An 18,699-nucleotide genomic window follows, 5' to 3' on the forward strand; every position below is an offset into this window, starting at 1 on the left:
TAGTAAGTCTTAATTTACCCTTTTTTATGAATCGCTTCACTCAACTTCTACTCTGTTTTCTACTGACAACTCCCCTGCTGGCCCAGATTCAGAAACGTGCGCTCACCGGTGCCGATTACGACCGCTGGCAGAGTGTTCGCTCCGAAAAAATTTCGAATGATGGCCGCTGGATTGCCTATCAGATTGACCCGCAGGATGGCGACGGACGGCTGGAGGTCGTAGCTGGTGGCTCGAACACCTCTACGACACGCTATGTATTCCCCCGTGGGTACATGGCCCAGTTTACACCTGATAGCAAATTCCTGGTCATGCGCCTGAAAGTCCCGGTTGCTGATGTTCGTAAGGCGAAACTCAAAAAGCGAAAGCCCGATGAGATGCCTAAGGACAGTCTTCTCGCTCTGAATCTGTCGACCGGAAAGCCAACCAAATTGCCGAATGTCAAATCGTTTTCCTTTGGCAAAGAAGCCGGTTCCTGGCTGGCGGTCGTTCAGGAACGGAAAGATGATAAAGAAAAAACGACGCCTAGAGGCAGTGCCCAAAGCTTAAAAGACACGCTTAATCCAGCCCCTGCTGTTTCTACAACAACTGTAGCTACCCGCAAAGGCCCGGCAAAAAAACCAAAGGGTGATGATCTGACACTCTTCAACATGGCCGATGGTTCGCGAAAAACAGTTCGGTATGTTTCAAACGCGGTTGTATCTGATAATGGCCAGGCTGTATTTTACAGTAAAGAATCTGCCAATGACTCGCTGAAAACGGGCGAAAACGCGGTACCAGGTGTGTTTTTGTTCAATACGGCCAACGGGAAAACGATGCTTGTGGACACCAGTTCAAAGCGGAAGATTTATAAAGGGTTGGCAATAAACAAAACCGGTGAGCAACTTGCCTGGATGGCCTCTGCCGATAGCGCGGGCGCTGATGTCAAAGTGTTTTCGCTCTATTATAAAAATCTGGCCCCGGCAACCGTAGCTAAAGGAAAGAAGCCGAAAACGCCCGTAATCGAAGCCCCATTTACGGTGATAGCCGACACGGCTGCCAAAGTTTTGCCCAAAGGCTGGTCGGTGAATGAGTTTCGTGAGCCGAAATTTGCGGATGATGGTAAGCGGCTGTATTTCTCAACCTCACCCATTGCGCCCAAGCCTACCAAAGACACGCTGACACCCGATGATGAAAAGGTTCGCATGGACATCTGGACCTGGACAGACACGCGTTTGCAACCCATGCAGCAACGACGGCTCAAGGAAGAAAAAGAACGCGGTTTCCTGACGGTTTATGATCTGGCAACCGGTAAAGTTATTCCATTAGCGAATCGGGAAGTGCCAACAGTAGCCTTCGACCCTAAAGTCAATACACGTTACGTATTAGGCTTGAGCGATCTGCCTTATCAGGTTCAGGCGTCCTGGGACCCCGGCCATACAGACTTATACCTGATTGATGTTCAAACAGGTGAGAAAAAGCGAATCGCTAATGATATTATGGCGTCGCAACCGAAACTATCACCCGAAGGAAAGTATGCTTATTGGTTCGATGAGCGCGATTCACTCTGGCGGGCCTGGTCAATACAGGATGGCAAACGTATTGATCTGACGCGTGGCCTGCCCAGCAAATTTTTCGACGAAGAGCACGATACACCAAACCTACCCGGTGCCTATGGGGCAGCAGGCTGGACAACCGGCGACCGTTATGTTTGGCTGTATGATCGTTATGACATCTGGCAGGTTGACCCTACCGGCCGCGAGAAGCCGCTGAATTTGACTGCGAGCTGGGGTCGCAAAAATAAGGTTCGTCTCCGTCGTGCCGAGCTGGACAATGAAGAGGATGATGCTCCCGGTCGGCGGGGCGGCTCTATCGAAAAAGGTATAGACCCTAAAACCGAATTATTCCTGACCGGCATCTGGGAAAGCGATAAATCGACCGGGATTCTGAAAAGTAAGAATGGACTTGCGGCAACAGACCCAACAACCCTGAGCCGCAGCAATCACCGTTATTTCGGGTTGAACAAAGCGAAAAATGCGTCGACCATGACGTTTTATAAAGGTAACTATCAAGAACCGATCAACATTTTTGTGACCGATACAACGCTGGCTACGCCGAAACAACTAACCCATGCGAATCCGCAACAGGACAGCATCCGATGGGGCAGCGTAGAAATTGTGAAGTGGATCGGCACCAACGGCATCAAACTCGAAGGACTGCTCTTCAAGCCAGAAGGGTTCGATCCGAAGAAAAAATACCCAATGCTGACGTATTTCTATGAGCGAAATGCCGAAACCCTGAACGATTACCGGGCTCCTTCGCCAAGCCGGTCGACTATTAACGTTCCCTACTGCGTGTCCAATGGCTATCTGGTCTTCATTCCGGATATAGTTTACACAACTGGCCAACCAGGGCCTAATGCCTATGACTGTATCGTGCCGGGTGTGCTGAGTTTGTTGGATAAGGGCTTTGTTGACCGCGACCGACTGGGTATTCAGGGGCAAAGCTGGGGTGGTTACCAAACTGCGTACATCATTACCCGTACAAATCTGTTCCGGGCTGCCGAAGCCGGGGCTCCTGTTGCCAACATGACGTCGGCTTATGGCGGTATTCGTTGGGAAACGGGTATCAGCCGGGCATTCCAGTATGAAAAAACCCAGAGCCGCATTGGCGGTACACTCTGGGATAAGCCGATGAATTACATCGAGAACTCTCCGCTGTTCTTTGCTAATCGGATAGAAACGCCCCTCATGATGACGCATAATGACGCCGATGGGGCCGTCCCCTGGTATCAGGGAATCGAGATGTTCTCGGCGCTACGTCGCTTGAACAAGCCAGTCTGGATGCTGGTCTATAATGGCGAAGGCCATAACCTGACGCAACGGCACAATGCCAAAGATCTAAGCGTTCGGCTGTATCAGTTCTTCGATTATTACTTGAAAGACGCACCCATGCCAATCTGGATGAAAGAAGGTCGCTCCGCCGTTGAGAAAGATCGGGGCGAAATGAAGTATGGTCTATCAGTAGGATCGACTCAAACCCAAAGCAGCGGGACAAACTAAATTGGATATGTATAATGGACAATGAATAATGAAATGACCAACACGTCTGTAAAATTGTACATTACTCATTGTCCATTATACATTGCCATTAGTTTATGTAACTTTACAGAAACAACCCGCCGACATGTCCATTAGTAAACAACCCTTACTGTTCGTAGGCTCTCAGGGAGAAAAACATTTGTACATGCTATTCGATAGTGGCGCAAACCTATCATGTATAAACCCGGAGCATGTTCCAGAGGTAGCCCATTTAGAAAGTCTGGGACGGATAAGGCGTGTAGCCACAGCTGCGATAGGGCATTACATCGAGATAAAGCATGTTGTTCGACTGGATTTCTATTTGCAAGACGTGCTTCTCTCTGATGAATTCCTGGTCGTTCCTGATTTAAGCGAAGAAGCAATCATTGGCGCGGCCACTATGCAGAAGTGGCGAATAAAGCTTGAACGGTCCGCCGTCGCGGTTCGAACATGACACGGTACATGTAGATCCTAAAGTGGCCAAAATGCAGTTGATTTAGAAATTAGGTTTATTAACCACAGAGGCACAGAGAACACAGAGTTATAAATAAGCTAAAAATTCTATGTTCTCTGTGCCTCTGTGGTTAATAATTTCACATAATTACTCAGTCGTTAAATTGAGTTTGTCATCGGCTTGAGGCCTGTTCATTTACGGTAAAATTCACCGTTTTCCCTTCCTGTACTTCCTGCCGTTTCGGGAAGGAGTAGCTCCCACTTCCCTGAACAGAAAACGTACGAAGTCCAATCTTGCCATTTAGCACGGTCAGCGAAACGCCTGTGTTCGTACCAGTCCGTTTTATAGAGCAGGTTCCCCAGGCCGAGCCGTTCGACCAGAAATACGTCCCTGGTTTTGAGGTGATCGTCATGGATTCCGTTACGCCCGAATACTGAAACTGACTCCAGGCTAACACCGTGTTCCAACTGGTCATGGATCGGGCATAATGATAGCCGCACTCGGGTTCGTTAAATGGATTCCGCTTGCGACCGTCGAACCGATTCCGAATAGCCGAAATGCATTTGAGTGCATTGTCGGTTTGGCCTTCATACAACATGCCAACGGCGGCACAGTATTCAAAGCCCGTCATCGACTCCGCAAAATACGGGAATGGTACTTTCAAACGTCCTTTGGGCCAGCTCGCCATTAATAAACCGGCTTCATCGCCCATCACATACGACCGCATATTATTAAAATGATCGGCGAAGTTGTCCAGATAATTGTACTTCATAATGCTTTTCAACGTAGTCAGGATGTGCTCCCGATTGGCCAGATAACCCAGCCCTACCATGTGCGCCATCATCTGACCAACTAACTGATCGACCAGGCAACCTTTTCCTAATTGATAGTCGGGCACACTAACGGTTGAGTCGCGTTCCCAGTTGAGAAAATCAAACGTTTTGGGATCTGTGATTTTATGCTCGTAGTATTCGCCATTGAACAGATTTTGATCCATCCAGGTACTCCCCTTTTTAGCTAAGTCATCGCATTTTTTGGCCAGTTCGGTATCGTTCATAGCCATAGCCATGTCGCGACCGGCTTTCAACGCGCCCAGATACCAGAAACCCATTTGTGGATTGGGGCCGTAATAATCGACATCCATCGTATTATGCTGCCGCCCTTCCATCACACCGTCCTGATTGCCATCCCAGCCGCCTTTGATCCAGGCATAGCTCAGCACTTTTTTCACCTGTGGCCAGTTCTTTTTCAGAAACTCCTGGTTGCCCGATAACTGCCAGTCCCGGTAGAATTTCATAATCGTTCCCAGTTGCCCGTCGGCTGCGGCATTCTGCCATTCCTGGGCCTTTTCCAGCGGAAGCATAACCCGGAAGCTCATCTTGCCAATGTCGTTGGTCGCATAATTGAACTCGATGTCGCGCATCGACTGCGATAAGTCGGCAAAGAGAAAAGCGGTTGCCTGTTCATAATTCCAGACATGTGTGCAGGAGCCGAAACAGGAACCAAATTCATCAAAAACACCCTCCCAGCCCATCAGGTGCCCACTCGGAATTCGAAAAACCGTTTGTGATCGTAATGTAGCCAGATTAAATAAAGCGGCCTCTTTGATCACCTCCGGGTAATCGCTTTGCAGAAAGGCATTGACAAATTGACGGGTCTTCGTTTCCAAAGCGGGTAAGCGAGGCAGCGTTTTTACAATAACATCCCAGGCATCGGCATACTGCGCTGAATAGTAATTCCCCACGGCTGGCTGATCTGGTTTTGTTGAAAACGACGCCCAGGCCGCCCGATTCGGGAAATTCCAGGTAATGAAAAACGTGAATGTCTGGGTTTGTCCGGGCGCAATTGACTTCTGTACCGCCAGCGATGCCAGCGGGTCATCATCAACAAGCTTACTCTTTTCGGTCAGGACACCATCGGCGCTGAAATCGTCCCAGAAATCGAGCATGGCATTCTCCCAATCATTGGAGCGCGAACTGGTTCGGTAGCTTACTCCCATAGTACTATTCGTTGTTAGGGCGATTGTTCCCCAGGCAGCATCCTGTCGGCTCACACTATCCGAATGCATAAAAATGCCTTGTACCTCGCCTTCGCGTTTGTAGGAATTGATGTTCTTTTTGGCACCGATAGGAACGTAGTCGCCTTTCCAGTCTTTGATGGATTTACCCCCGTCCTTCCCAATAAAATTTCGCATCGACCCACACACCGATACGACCAGGGGCGTCTGGCCCGTATTGGTTACTTCATAAGCCAGCACGGCAATGGGAATCCCGCTATTATCAGCATCACCGGGAATGAATGGGTTAAAGCCTTTTACTTTCACTGTCACAGGCATTCGTTTGTCCGATAAATTGACCTGCCCAAACGGGTAAGCCGCATCGAACGAAGCATCGGTGAAGCGGGGAAAGCCATGCTGATTTACGGGACGACCTTCGTAATGCTGAAATTCGGATGGGTCCAGCGGGCCAAGTAGCGCTTTCGTCATGGATTTTCCCTGCGTCGGGCGCACATTGATCGCAAAAAACGGGGCATTATTCCCAACAGTCACCGTGCTGAATCCTTTGGCCGGTTTGTTCATGATTTCCCAATCGCGCAGTTCCCCCCGACCGCCCAGCGAAACCGTTCCAGTACCGATACCACCCAACGGGAGTGCAATGTTCACCAGATGATCTTTGTCGTAATGCTTCAGGGTTGGCCAGGTAGTGGGTTTCCATTGGGCAACGCAGGTTTGCGCTATGAGCAACAGGAAACCAAGTAGATAGCTAGTTGATCGGTTTATCTGGTTAGGGATACGGTTCATACATGACCTCGCTTTTGTACGTACAACTGATAGATGGGTATGACCCCGATGGGGTCATACCCATCTATCAGTTCAACTCAATGATACTAAAAGCGTGGCCTTAGACAATTATTACTCTTTCATAAAAGAGGTTGATTCGAGCAAAAAAGAGCGATTAGGGATGTTCTCTTCTCTATTGAGCTACTGTACCTTCTTTCACCACTTCTCCTTTGAAATACAGCATCTGAGTGCCGCCTTCCGCGTTCGACTCAACTGTTACCGATTTGTTGAAAGCACCCAGGGCAGCCGCATTAAAGGTGGCTTTGATAACGCCCGACTGGCCAGGCATAACAGGTGCCTTGGGGTACTCAACTCCCGTGCAGCCGCAGGAACCTTTGGCTTGATTGATCACAAGCGGCAACTCCCCTTTATTGGTAAAGGAAAACTCTGCCGTAACGGGCTTGCTTTGGGGAATACGTCCGAAATCATGAGTAGCACTACGCCAGTTGAATAAAGCAGCCGGAATGGTCATAGCCATGCAGACTGTCATCAATACAAATGCGCCGAAAAACAGAAGACGTTTCATAGAAAAAATGGTTTTAGAAGATGTTTCGTATTGCCCACTCAGGCAACGATACAAACCTACCCCCTCCCCCCCTAAACCCTTGTTAAGCACTTCCTAACGTTTGTTAATGAGTTGTTAATGATGGAAAAATGAGCGATTGAGTGAATGAGTGATTGAGCGAATAACACGTACTTTACAGTCACTCTTTCGCTCATTTACTAATTCGCTCATTAAAAATGTCCCGTTTGCGCCTGCTGGTTATTCTATCGGTGCTATCCATTATTGGTATCCTGGCCGTGCAGGCCGTTTGGGTGCGCAATGCCTATGCCCTGCGCGAACGGCAGTTCCGGCAGTCGGCGTTTATTGCCTTGCAGGATGTGGCCGACGACGTAGCGAAGCTGAATAACTTCACACTGAATCGGTATGCCGTTACACAACTCTCCGCCGATTATTTCATTGTCAATACCGACGCACCCATTGACCCCGCCACCCTCGAACTATTCATTCAGCGGTCGTTGCAACAGCATAATCTTATCACCGATTACGAATACGGTATCTACAACTGCGAATCAGATCGCATGGTCTATGGAGCCTACGTTAGCACAAGCAGTTCGGCCTTAACAAAAACCAAGCTTCAGGGCGGAAAAAACCTGCCTAAATTTCCGCGCTATACGTACTATTTCGGTATTCGATTCCCTAATCAAGGGGCATTCGTAGCGGGCCAGTTAGATGGCTGGGTCTGGTCTACCATAGCCGTGTTACTGGTAGTCAGCTTCTTCGGGTATACGCTCATCGTGGTGCTAAAGCAGCGCCGACTGACCGAAGTGCAGCGCGACTTTATCAATAACATTACGCACGAATTACAAACGCCCGTCTCTACCATTCGTATTGCTGCCGATGTGCTCCAGTCGGACACCATTACGCAACAACCCGACCGGCTGAACCAATATGCCCGCGTGTTAGGTGAGGAAAGTAGGCGATTGCAAAAGCAGGTTAATAGTATCCTGCAATTAGCCCGCTCTGAACGTACTGGCTTCATTCTGGAGCTGGCCGATGTCGATTTGCACGAGGTTATGCGTGCGGCTGCCGACACCTTTGCCCCAGTTATAACGCTTGATCTCACGGCCAATAAGGCCCACATCCGGGCAGACCGTTACCAACTCGAAACAGCGCTAAACAACCTGATTGACAACGCGATCAAGTATTGTATCCAATCGCCTTGTGTACTACTGCATACACGAACAGAAGACAATCAGTTAATCTGGTCGGTTAGCGACAACGGTATCGGCATTGCTCAAAAAGACCAAAAAGCCATTTTTCGGCAGTTTTTTCGGGTCTCTTCGGGCCATACCCATAATGTAAAAGGCTTTGGACTTGGGTTGTATTATGTTCGGCAGGTTATTCGGGCACATGGCTGGCAGATGAAGCTTACCAGTGAGCTGGGAAAAGGCAGTCAATTCGAAATAAAGAGTGAATGCGTGAACGAGCGAAAGGTCGAATCTCATTCACTCCAGTCTATTTCCTGGTTACGCTCATTCACTCATTCTCTATTGCACCTTTAATGTCTGCTCACATTCTATTCGTTGAGGACGATGTTAACCTCGGGTTTGTGATTCGGGATACACTCGAAAACGTCCCTTTTCAGGTCACGCATTGTACCAATGGCGTCGATGCCTGGGCCACGTTTCAGGCAGGTTCGTTTGATGTTTGTTTATTGGATGTAATGCTTCCGCAAAGTGATGGGTTTACCCTGGCGCGGCAAATTCGGGCCGTCAATACGCAGGTACCCATTTTATTTCTAAGTGCCCTAGCCGACAAAGATGACCGTTTGCAGGGTTTGCGACTGGGAGCAGACGATTACCTGACCAAGCCCTTCAGCATTGAAGAACTAATCTTAAAAATCAACGTCTTTTTACGCCGAACGATAACGCCTGCTGACCATCAGTCACTCAGGCACACCATGCTCAATCGCCATAATCTAACGCTCACCGTAAACGGACAAACGCAGACGCTTACGCATCGTGAAGCCGACGTCATCGCTTATCTGCTCGATCGCCCAAACACACTTGTTCGACGCGATGAATTGCTGCGAGCCGTTTGGGGCGACGATGATTACTTTATGGGCCGTAGTCTCGATGTATTCATTTCCCGAATCCGCAAACGAATTGCCCAGGACCCAACCATCCGAATCGACAATGTACATGGTGTAGGCTTCGTTTTGCGGCAGTAGCCTACGAAGTTTAAAGAGCTCAAAAGCGCAGGATTATATAAAGGATTTGTCCACAGAGGCACAGAGAACACAGAGATATAACTGATTGAAATATTTTTTTATAACTCTGTGTTCTCTGTGCCTCTGTGGACAAATCCTTTACTTATTATCGATATCATTTATCTTGCGCCTAACTTCGATAAGCTACTATGATTTTCAGATACTGTACCATTGCACTAACTGCGCTATTCCTTATTTCTGGCTGCAAAACGGCTAAACTTCCTGCCAATACTACCAATATACCGACCGCGACAATTACTGAAGAAGGCTTTCTAAACTGTTTTGCTGCTGGCACCTCGCTGAATGGGCAGACGGTTTGGTGCGAAGCCTCGGCAGTAGCATTCGATGGCAAAAATCTGCTTTTCGCTAATGATAAGGATATGCCTGCCGGTCAGAGCCCGGTATTTATGAAAACACCAGCAACCCTAGCTGACTCGACCCAATCGCCTACCTACCTGACACAGCCTGCGTATTCGGCTGCCCGGAAATACGAAGATTTTGCCCAAACGCCAGACCGGAAATTCATCCTGCTAACCACGGCCTTCGATCGCCTGAAGCCCGGTAGTCACGACTGGGACAGCTATAATACCATTCTTTACTGGCGAACTGGCGATGAGCAACACCCGCATGTGCTAGCTCCTGATGATACCAGCCGAAATTCCATGGCCTACCGCCAGCGAATTGCACAGGTACTGGCCACGACGGAATTTCCCGGCGAAATGCCTTATTTCAAGATCGAGGGGCTGGCCGCTACTGACAGCCAGCTCCTGTTCGGCATTCGGGAAGCGGGTAAATCATACGAGAGTTTTACCTACCAGGCCAAAGTTATTGGCGTATCCTATCGACTGGAAAAGAACGGAGATACGGAACGAATTCGCTTAGCGGATGACTGGAAAATTGTCAACGATTTCGACATAGCCAAAGCGGATTCCACCCTGCCGAAACCACTCGCTTTATCGAGCCTGGAATATGACCCGTTTCAGAAACGATTCTGGATGCTCACCTCTCAGGAAGCCAATGGAAAGTTGGACGCTTATCTGTGGACGGCTACATCGGATGAATTATATACCAATAGGCCATTCACGCTGGTACGCGACGCTCAGGGGCAACCTGTACACACAGCCGGTCATAAAGCCGAAGACCTGACTCCGCTGGATGCCAGCCATCTGCTACTCATTTGCGACGACGACCGGGGCCGCACAATGGTTGGTGCCCGAACCCGACAACCTAATCAGGCAGCCTACACGATCCTTACTGTATCGAGCCAAAAAAGTCGTATGTCCCTAAAATAAACGTAACGATCCCGGTTCCGTGCGTTGCTCCTTTTATTGGAATCAATTCTACATTGGTAGCCCCTCGCTTCTTCATGGCATCATACGCATTCTGCGAGTTCAAAAAAGACACGATCTCGTCGGCATCTCCATGATACAGTCGGGTTGGCGTACGGGGTTTCCAGTCGTGAATATCATTGTCCTGTACAGCAGCCAGAAAAGCTTTATCGGTACCATCGTTGATGCCCTGTTTAAACGCATCCGTAAATGTCTGGTTGAGACTCACATTAATTGACGCATTTATACCCTGATTCGTGATCTGCGTAGCATAGGGCTCTTTAAAGTAGGTCGACATGGGACGGTTAAGCCCGTAAATCCGATCATAGGTTTGTAATACCCAGACATAGAGTCGATTGATGTAATCAACACCAGCCGATTTATCATTGATAATCTGCTTCATAAAGGCAGGTTTATCGTAAGCACCAGCCCCACAACTCGACGCCACCAGGTTGAATTCATTCGTGGTTTCTTCCTCTAGTTTCTTTTGCAGCGACATCGTTGCATAGCCTCCTTCCGAATAACCCGCAATAAACAGTCGCTTGTCCCAGTTTATAGCCTGATCGGCCAGAAAATCGCGGGTGGCCCGTAGCATATCGAGCGATGCCGTAGCCAGACCATTTCGTTGCTCATAGGTATGCGGAAGGTCTTTAGAAGCCCCATAGCCAATGTAATCCGGCGCGGCAATGATGTATCCCTGAGAAGCAAACACGGACCCGAACGAATAGGCTTCGCTACTCGTACCGAAGTTCGATGGCGCATCATTCTCACTGGTTATCGTACCATGTTGCATACTCAACAATGGTATAGCTGTTGGCACCGTGGGAATAATAAGCGCTCCGGATGCTTTAATGGGTTTACCGTCCGTATTTGTGGTTGTATAATCTAACCGATATGCTTTAATACCATAGCGGATAAAAAACTGAAGTGCGGCATTTGCTCCTGTAAAGCGACTACGAAGTTGGTCGGTTGAATACTCCCCAATCAATGTACTACTGACTAATGTACGGGGCAAAACGGGAACAACAGAATCGGTATTCCCAGAGGTCTTACAGCCGACCGGTGCAATAAGCAACATACTCCCAACAAGGAGCAATGTAACGAATGATTTGATTGTCAACATGCAGTATGATAAAATGATAGACAGGCTATTTATCTAACGTTTAGAAAGCCCTTTTCGTTTGAATACTCTGGCGAATAGCAACTAAAAATACATCAAATAATATGCTGTATACCAGACACTTACAAAAATAGCTATCTATTCAGACAACTGGAATGTGAACACCGAAAAGGTTTTACTACTGCCAAATCTATTTTACGCAGGCGTAGTTTCCCAGTTGTGTAGAGAGCGTTCCACAACAATAGGCATAGTACTTCCCGCTTACTCTATCAAATTAGTTGTCTTAAATCAGAATACGATCAATTTTAGACAAACCAGCTACTACACAATCACCTAAAAATCAGCAATTTACCAAAAAGGTTATCCAACAACGATTCCCATTGGATTAAACTGGTACAGCGTTTGGGTATCTATAGGCAATACCAAATATTCACAACGCTATGAACTATCAATGGAAATCAGTTGGAACGAAGTCGCTTGCGCTTCTACTGACTGCTAGCTTTCTGTCAGGGAATTTATCAATTGCCCAGAGTCAGAAAAAGAATTTGAATAAAACTCAAAAGGGAGCAATAGTTGGTGCCAGTGGTGGAGCTGTAGTTGGTGCCGTACTTGGCAAGACGAAAGGTAACACTGCTCTGGGTGCTATTTTGGGAGCAACAGTTGGTGGAGCAGCCGGTGCCGTGATTGGTCATCGAATGGATAAACGAGCTGAAGAAATTAAACGCCAGATGCCGGATGCTCAGGTCGAACGAGTTGGTGAAGGCATCAAAGTGAGCCTCGGTTCCGATATTCTGTTCGATACGGACTCCTATGCGTTAAAATCTGCTACCAGACAGCAATTGATCAATTTCGCTCAAACGCTAAATAAGGAAGAAGATACCGATATTCTGGTTGAAGGTCATGCTGATGCTACTGGTTCGGCAGAACATAATCTGGCCTTATCTAAAAAACGTGCCGATGCTGTAGCGGGTTTCCTGGAAGGGCAAGGCGTGAAAACATCCCGGGTTGACGAAAAAGGATACGGTGAAGCGCAGCCAATTGCCGACAACGCTACATCAGCAGGCCGTCAGAAAAACCGTCGAGTCGATATTGCCGTATTTGCGAATAAACAAATGCAGCGTGATGCCAAAAACGGCAAGCTCAGCGAATAAAATAGATTCAGGCGATCAGGAATACTATTCCCGATCGCCTGAATCATCTAATTACCCAGTGTAATACCATTACCTCATTATTTCCTATGAATAATCCGAAAAAAGGCGATGCAGTGAGTTGGAACTATGGGAAAGGCAAAGCCAAAGGGAAAATTTCCGAAGTCCATGAGGAAAATATAGAGCGTACTGTGCAGGGTACTCCTGTTAAGCGCAAAGGCTCTGCTGCAGAGCCAGCTCTTGTGATTGAACAAGGCTCTAAACGGATTATCAAGTCGGCCAGCGAGGTTACCAAAAAATAAACGTCACTATGGCAACAGCAATCCTTACAGATTCAGACAAAAAAGAAATTCGACAAACGTTTGATGAGGTTGTCAATATGTCGGCTTCTGAGATTGAAAGCTGGCTCCAAACTGATGAGTCCAAGTCTGTTGGGCAAACAAAAGAGGGAGAAAGCGAATCGATTGGCCATAAATCGGGTAAACGCATCATTGAAATTCTGGGTACAAAAGCGAGCGAGTTAACGGATAACGATTATGCTCATATGGAGAAGGTTATCAGTTATGTAAAGCGCCATAGTGCACAGCAACCAAAGCATGTAGCCGATTCGAATTGGGCCTATTCGCTAAAAAACTGGGGGCATGACCCTACAACCAAAAAATAACAACAAATTAACATATACATTACTTTTTACGTTACCTTTCTGATTTGCTCAACACGAAACGTTATGACTTTTCAACCTAATTAACTCAACAAAACCAATCAACGCTATGAATGTAAAAGAAACCCGAACAGAAATCCTCGAACAACTAAGCCAATTACTTACGCTTAGCCATGATGCAGAAAAAGGGTATCAGGAAGCCTCCGAGAATGTAGACGATAACGAACTTAAAACGTTGCTTCTGGCTCAGTCACGCCAGCGCGCAGAGTTTGCTCAGGAATTAGATCGTGAAATACGGGCCTTAGGCGGAGAAGCCGACAACGGTACCAGCTTAACCGCTGACTTACATCGGGCCTGGATCAATATCAAATCGACATTTTCTACAAATGACGATAAAGCCGTAGTACAGGAGTGTCACCGGGGTGATCAGGAAGCTCTGAATACCTATAACGCTGTATTACAGGAAACAGACTTAGTTGCCAGTACTCGCGAATTGCTGCTTCGCCAGAAACAGAGTATCGACTCGGCCAATTCAACAATGGCCCGTCTGGCCTTGGTAGTGTAGTGAATGGTGGGATTGGAAAGCCTGCTCCCTTTGGGGGTAGGCTTTTTTGTGCCTTTTACTTACCAAAACATTCGTACTATACAGGGAGTTTATCTCCCAAATTATACCTACTTATTCCTACGCAGACACGTTATGAGTAAACAATCTAACACAAATTCATTTTCAGAATCAATTCAATCCAAACCCGGTAAGCCCTATCCACTGGGTGCTACGTATGATGGCGAAGGTGTTAATTTCACCCTATTTAGCGAAAATGCTACCGCCGTCTATCTATGTCTTTACGACGCTGCTGACCCCAGTCATGAAACGGCTCGAATTCCACTTGCCGAACGCACCGATCTTGTCTGGCATATTTATCTTGATGGACTACAACCGGGTCAACTCTATGGGTTCCGGGTTGATGGTCCTTACGAACCACAGGCAGGTCATTTTTTCAATCCAAATAAGCTCCTGCTTGATCCTTACGCCCGTGCCATAAATGCACCCGTGAACCATAATGATGCCTGGCTGGCTTATGATTATACCAAACCAACATCGAGCGAAGAAGGTACGGACGAGTACCTGGTGATGAGTCAGGAGGATAGCGGTCCCACAATGCCCAAAAGTGTGGTAGTAGATACAGCGTTTGATTGGGAAGATGATGCCGCTCCGGCCACTCCGCTGCACCGTTCCGTTATTTACGAAATGCACGTAAAAGGATTCACTCACCTGCATCCTACCATCGAGGAGTCGATTCGGGGTACGTATGCAGGCTTAGGCACCCCAGAAGTAACAGATTATCTAAAAAAACTGGGTATCACAGCGGTGGAGCTTTTGCCTGTACATCAGTTCACCGACGAAAGCTATTGGGGCTATAACAGCATTGGCTTCTTCGCTCCCCAGAACACGTACTCATCATCTGGTATGGCCGGACAGCAGGTTGCTGAGTTCAAACAGATGGTAAAGAACCTGCACAAAGCGGGTATTGAGGTGATTCTGGATGTTGTTTACAACCACACTGCCGAAGGCAACCAATTAGGACCACTGCTCTCGTTCAAAGGCATTGACAACCGGATTTACTATCACCAGGTTGGCGACACGCCAGAATACTACATGGACTACACCGGCACGGGTAATACGTTTAACCTGAGCCATCCTCGCGTATTGCAGTTAGTAATGGATAGCCTCCGCTATTGGGTAACGGACATGCACATTGATGGATTCCGGTTCGATTTAGCCTCAGCGCTGATTCGTACCGACGAAGAATTCGGTAGTGTTTCTTCGTTCCTGGATACCGTAGCCCAGGACCCTATACTGGCCCAGGTTAAACTCATTGCTGAACCCTGGGACATTCAGTCGTACCATGTTGGCGGATTCCCGGTTCGCTGGTCGGAGTGGAATGGCAAGTATCGGGATACGCTCCGGGCATTCTGGAAAGGGGACGATGGTAAGGCTGCGGAAACAGCTACTCGCTTATTAGGTAGCCCTGACCTATACGCCGATGATGGTCGTTCGCCAGCCAATAGCATCAATCTGATTACAGCACACGATGGGTTTACACTCAACGATCTGGTTAGTTATAACGACAAGCACAACGAGGCCAATGGCGAAGATAACCGCGATGGTTCCAACGATAACATGAGCTGGAACTGCGGTGTTGAAGGGCCTACCGATGATCCAGCGATTAACGATCTCCGTGAACGCCAGAAGCGTAATTTTCTGACCACGATGCTACTCAGCCAGGGTACACCCATGATTGTAATGGGTGATGAGTGTGGCCGAACCCAGCACGGTAACAACAATGGCTACAATCAGGACAGCGAAATTAGCTGGATGGATTGGCACTGGAACGAGAACCAACAAGCACTGTTTGAGTTCACCAGTCAACTTACCGCCCTGCGTCAGGCTGTTCCTCTGTTGAGTCGGCGCCGTTTCTTTGGTAGTGAGCAAGTAGCCTATCTACGTCCGGATGGCGACGAAATGACCAGTGACGATCTACACAATCCCAATACGCACTGTTTGGCTCTTTTTATTGATGGGCTTCGCGTATCGGAACAAACCGAAGATGGTCAGGACATTGGGGATGAGCAGTTAATCTGGATCTTGAACGCTTATTGGGAAGATATTCCATTTATGCTTCCGAAAATTGGCCGTAAAAGTTCGTCCTGGGAAGTGATTGTTGATACGTTTACGGGACAAGTCAACCCAACGATTGAGCCAACTAAAGGTGGCAAATCCATTAATGTGCCGGCACGTTCTTCGATCTTGTTACGGCTAAAATAATGTAGACCTTTATTAGTAAAAATGCCATAGCAGATCGCTATGGCATTTTTACTTTTGACACTTTCGCATTACTGTGGTGTCAGCTACTTATAGCTGACACCACAGAATCCATAACTAATCATGTTCTTTAAACGTCCACTCTTTTACACTAACAGGAGAGTCCTGTAGCGCATTATAGAGCTGTTTGTCATTTTTAAAAACTACCTGATCCAGGCAAAACGTTTCAACATGAACAGTAACCTGAGGCCCCTCAAATGGCCAGGGGTCCAGGCTCAATGTTCCATCAGCGCGTTGATGAATGTAATACGATAAGTCATCTGGTCCTTTGCTGACTTCTAAACGTCGCTCTTCATGAGGTACCTGATTCAGGCAGAGCACAAGGGATAGCGCATCACACCATTGAAGAAACGCATAGGCATAATCGGTTTCTGCTTTTGTGGCTTTCGATTCCTTCCGCCACTTGGTCTGGTTCGTCATCTGCTGGTCAAGAAATACATCCAATGCCTTATCGGTACCGCGTTTCGATTCGTACAGAAAAGACGTGTGCATAGACATGAGCAGCGCATTCCAGCGGCTTTTTTGCAGACCGATCTGAATCATTTGCTGACATTGCTCTACCGAATACTCTAGTAGTTCAAAATGAAGTGGTGTACCTGCCGCTGTCAGATGGTTACGGCCTTCCCAGGGATTCTGGCCATCATCGTGCTCTGTTAGCGCCGTTACTGTTTCAATCCAGCGGCTGGGTCGTTTATCTACTCGCCAATGCAGGGCCAGTTGTACGGCCAGTAAACCATGTGCCTGCTGGTTAATAATTTGCCAGCCCGTATCTGTTTGGGAAACAATCATAGAAGAAGGAGAAAAGGGAGAAAGGAGGAGGGGGAAGAAAGGGAAAAGAGTGAAGTACTTGATTAAGTAATACCCTCTTTTCTCTCTTTCTTCCCCCTCCTCCTTTCTCCCTCAATTGTAAATCTTTTCGTTCTCTCCCATCTTGGGCGGGTTGCCAGTTATGGCTGCATTGGCCTGCTGAATGAACCGAATCATTCGGCTATCGCTGGCACTCCAGTATTCAGCCATGTCGATGTGCACTTTCAGCAGCGTTAATTCCGGGTCGTCTTTCCCCTCAGGAAACCAGGCTTTTGCCTGTGGATTCCAGAGTTCATCCACTTTAGCCTGATCGTTAAACTCTTGCGCTTTACCTGATACAGATACATAATCAGCATCGCTAACGGATGCAAACGACAGATTTACCCGTTGATCGTTGTTATCAATCTGATCGACCTTAGGCGAAGATCGCTTGGTAAAAAACCAGATGGTCCCATCTTCATCTACCTGTAAAGCAGCCATGGGTCTGCTTACTAAATTACCCTGTTCATCAACGGTTGTCATCATGGCGATACGAATGTCTTCGATCATATCGCGCACCTTTTCCAGGGGTTTGTTAATGTGTTCTGTAGTTTCCATAACGTTGAAAAGAAAAGTCGCCAGTCGAAAGTCATTAGTCAATAGTATAGTTTTTGAACCTACTTACTTTGACTGTTAACTATCGACTGACGACTAGTGACTATTAGCTATTAATTATAAAGTGTTTCGCGCAGATCAATACCATAGAACAGAGAAGCTGGCGTAACGGCTGGGTTTTGCGCTTCAATATCTGTCTGATAGCCCATATCAATAATATTCACACAGCTACAAATCGTTTGCTGACACATAGCAAACACCTGTTGGCTACGCTCTGTATTAAACTGACTTACCTCCTGAGCACATTTTTCACATACTTCAATACAAGCTTTTGCCAGTAGCCGTGCATTTTCAGAACCACGAACATATAGCATGGCCAGGTTACGGCACATATCGGCACAATCCAGGTTTAGAAAAATACTCCGATACCGGCTCTCTATGTCTTCTGCATTGGAACATTCTGTAGCAAACTCATTACACAAAGTTGCACAGCTTGTTAACGAATCGTAAATGTTTTTCTTCCAGATCATAGCTAATGGCAGGTTTAAGTTAGATATCGAATAGTTGGGTTAGGCGTATTGCTGTATGTTTCTGACTGCCCACTCCCGGTTGGAACTCTCACAACGAGCCCACCGACGGGCCTCCTCAACACTCATCAGGATGACATGTTGCTTATCTAACTGCCCTTGTTCCAGCAGTTGATTTGCAATCTCAATTGCCTTTGCCCGAGTAGTGGGATTTAATGACCGCATGGCCGCCGGAAAGTGAGTGATAGACCACATAGAGATAGTTAGTAGGTTATCTATTGACTAAACTAATATTGTGCCACCTCTAAAATAATCAACCACCACACTTCACACCAACCAAGCCAACAACTCATTATCAACAACTTATAAGATAATTATTTGATCTATGGATTGATATTCTCCGTCGATCCTGTAGACTATCTGTAGAATTTACCAGCGGGATTGTGTATGTTTTTACCCAGTCAATTCCACAAAAAAACCAGCTTTGGGTAAAAGCTGGTTAATGAG

The 18,699-nt window shown here is 47.4% G+C and carries 17 protein-coding genes; 10 read left to right on the forward strand and 7 right to left on the reverse strand.

Annotation, left to right across the window (positions count from 1 at the left end; all coding sequences use genetic code 11):
• The first annotated feature begins 26 nt into the window (after window positions 1-26).
• Window positions 27-3,038, forward strand: coding sequence for a prolyl oligopeptidase family serine peptidase (locus EXU85_RS22225; RefSeq protein WP_142774192.1), 3,012 nt, complete (start codon window positions 27-29; stop codon window positions 3,036-3,038).
• Between the two features lie 124 nt (window positions 3,039-3,162).
• On the forward strand, window positions 3,163-3,510 hold the full coding sequence (locus EXU85_RS22230) for a hypothetical protein (RefSeq protein ID WP_142774193.1): 348 nt from the start codon (window positions 3,163-3,165) through the stop codon (window positions 3,508-3,510).
• Window positions 3,511-3,682: 172 nt separating this feature from the next.
• Here the strand turns inward: EXU85_RS22230 and EXU85_RS22235 are convergent, their stop codons facing one another.
• Both EXU85_RS22235 and EXU85_RS22240 read right to left on the reverse strand, forming a co-directional pair.
• Window positions 3,683-6,310: a GH116 family glycosyl-hydrolase gene (locus EXU85_RS22235; protein ID WP_142774194.1), complete on the reverse strand. Its 2,628-nt coding sequence runs from the start codon at window positions 6,308-6,310 to the stop codon at window positions 3,683-3,685.
• Between the two features lie 172 nt (window positions 6,311-6,482).
• The gene (locus EXU85_RS22240) at window positions 6,483-6,875 is read right to left on the reverse strand and encodes a DUF1573 domain-containing protein (protein WP_142774195.1); all 393 of its coding nucleotides are present in this window, start codon (window positions 6,873-6,875) and stop codon (window positions 6,483-6,485) included.
• Window positions 6,876-7,090: 215 nt separating this feature from the next.
• Between EXU85_RS22240 and EXU85_RS22245 the strand changes: the two genes are divergently transcribed.
• The 3 genes from EXU85_RS22245 to EXU85_RS22255 all read left to right on the forward strand — a co-directional run bounded on the left by EXU85_RS22245 (window position 7,091) and on the right by EXU85_RS22255 (window position 10,415).
• Window positions 7,091-8,416 carry a sensor histidine kinase KdpD gene (locus EXU85_RS22245; RefSeq protein WP_142774196.1) on the forward strand — a complete coding sequence of 442 codons (1,326 nt, stop codon included), beginning with the start codon at window positions 7,091-7,093 and terminating at the stop codon, window positions 8,414-8,416.
• The gene (locus EXU85_RS22250) at window positions 8,416-9,084 is read left to right on the forward strand and encodes a response regulator transcription factor (protein WP_142774197.1); all 669 of its coding nucleotides are present in this window, start codon (window positions 8,416-8,418) and stop codon (window positions 9,082-9,084) included. The genes EXU85_RS22245 and EXU85_RS22250 overlap by 1 nt, the downstream gene beginning before the upstream one ends.
• A gap of 188 nt (window positions 9,085-9,272) precedes the next feature.
• Window positions 9,273-10,415: a hypothetical protein gene (locus tag EXU85_RS22255; protein ID WP_142774198.1), complete on the forward strand. Its 1,143-nt coding sequence runs from the start codon at window positions 9,273-9,275 to the stop codon at window positions 10,413-10,415.
• Here EXU85_RS22255 and EXU85_RS22260 read toward each other — a convergent pair.
• The gene (locus tag EXU85_RS22260; protein ID WP_142774199.1) at window positions 10,375-11,574 is read right to left on the reverse strand and encodes a S9 family peptidase; all 1,200 of its coding nucleotides are present in this window, start codon (window positions 11,572-11,574) and stop codon (window positions 10,375-10,377) included. The genes EXU85_RS22255 and EXU85_RS22260 overlap by 41 nt on opposite strands.
• Window positions 11,575-12,011: 437 nt before the next feature.
• Between EXU85_RS22260 and EXU85_RS22265 the strand changes: the two genes are divergently transcribed.
• The 5 genes from EXU85_RS22265 (at window position 12,012) to glgX (ending at window position 16,207) form a co-directional block, all read left to right on the forward strand.
• Window positions 12,012-12,722 carry an OmpA family protein gene (locus EXU85_RS22265; protein ID WP_142774200.1) on the forward strand — a complete coding sequence of 237 codons (711 nt, stop codon included), beginning with the start codon at window positions 12,012-12,014 and terminating at the stop codon, window positions 12,720-12,722.
• Window positions 12,723-12,808: 86 nt separating this feature from the next.
• Entirely contained in the window at window positions 12,809-13,021 is a 213-nt protein-coding gene (locus EXU85_RS22270) for a DUF2945 domain-containing protein (RefSeq protein WP_142774201.1), read from the forward strand.
• An 8-nt stretch (window positions 13,022-13,029) separates the two neighbouring features.
• Window positions 13,030-13,383, forward strand: a complete 354-nt coding sequence (locus tag EXU85_RS22275; RefSeq protein ID WP_142774202.1) for a DUF3140 domain-containing protein — start codon at window positions 13,030-13,032, stop codon at window positions 13,381-13,383.
• Between the two features lie 106 nt (window positions 13,384-13,489).
• On the forward strand, window positions 13,490-13,945 hold the full coding sequence (locus EXU85_RS22280) for a PA2169 family four-helix-bundle protein (RefSeq protein WP_142774203.1): 456 nt from the start codon (window positions 13,490-13,492) through the stop codon (window positions 13,943-13,945).
• Between the two features lie 132 nt (window positions 13,946-14,077).
• Window positions 14,078-16,207 carry a glycogen debranching protein GlgX gene (glgX, locus tag EXU85_RS22285; protein WP_142774204.1) on the forward strand — a complete coding sequence of 710 codons (2,130 nt, stop codon included), beginning with the start codon at window positions 14,078-14,080 and terminating at the stop codon, window positions 16,205-16,207.
• A gap of 114 nt (window positions 16,208-16,321) precedes the next feature.
• On the opposite strand, the gene EXU85_RS22290 is transcribed toward glgX, so the two are convergent.
• The 4 genes from EXU85_RS22290 to EXU85_RS22305 form a co-directional block, all read right to left on the reverse strand.
• On the reverse strand, window positions 16,322-17,053 hold the full coding sequence (locus EXU85_RS22290; protein ID WP_142774205.1) for a DUF3891 family protein: 732 nt from the start codon (window positions 17,051-17,053) through the stop codon (window positions 16,322-16,324).
• A gap of 111 nt (window positions 17,054-17,164) precedes the next feature.
• Window positions 17,165-17,668, reverse strand: coding sequence for a pyridoxamine 5'-phosphate oxidase family protein (locus tag EXU85_RS22295; protein WP_142774206.1), 504 nt, complete (start codon window positions 17,666-17,668; stop codon window positions 17,165-17,167).
• A gap of 110 nt (window positions 17,669-17,778) precedes the next feature.
• Complete coding sequence (locus EXU85_RS22300; RefSeq protein WP_142774207.1) at window positions 17,779-18,195, reverse strand: four-helix bundle copper-binding protein; 417 nt, start codon at window positions 18,193-18,195, stop codon at window positions 17,779-17,781.
• 39 nt (window positions 18,196-18,234) lie between these two features.
• On the reverse strand, window positions 18,235-18,447 hold the full coding sequence (locus EXU85_RS22305; RefSeq protein WP_142774208.1) for a DUF2188 domain-containing protein: 213 nt from the start codon (window positions 18,445-18,447) through the stop codon (window positions 18,235-18,237).
• Between the last annotated feature and the right edge of the window lie 252 nt (window positions 18,448-18,699).

It is taken from the genome of Spirosoma sp. KCTC 42546, from assembly GCF_006965485.1.
In the GTDB taxonomy this organism is placed as follows: Bacteria; Bacteroidota; Bacteroidia; order Cytophagales; family Spirosomataceae; genus Spirosoma.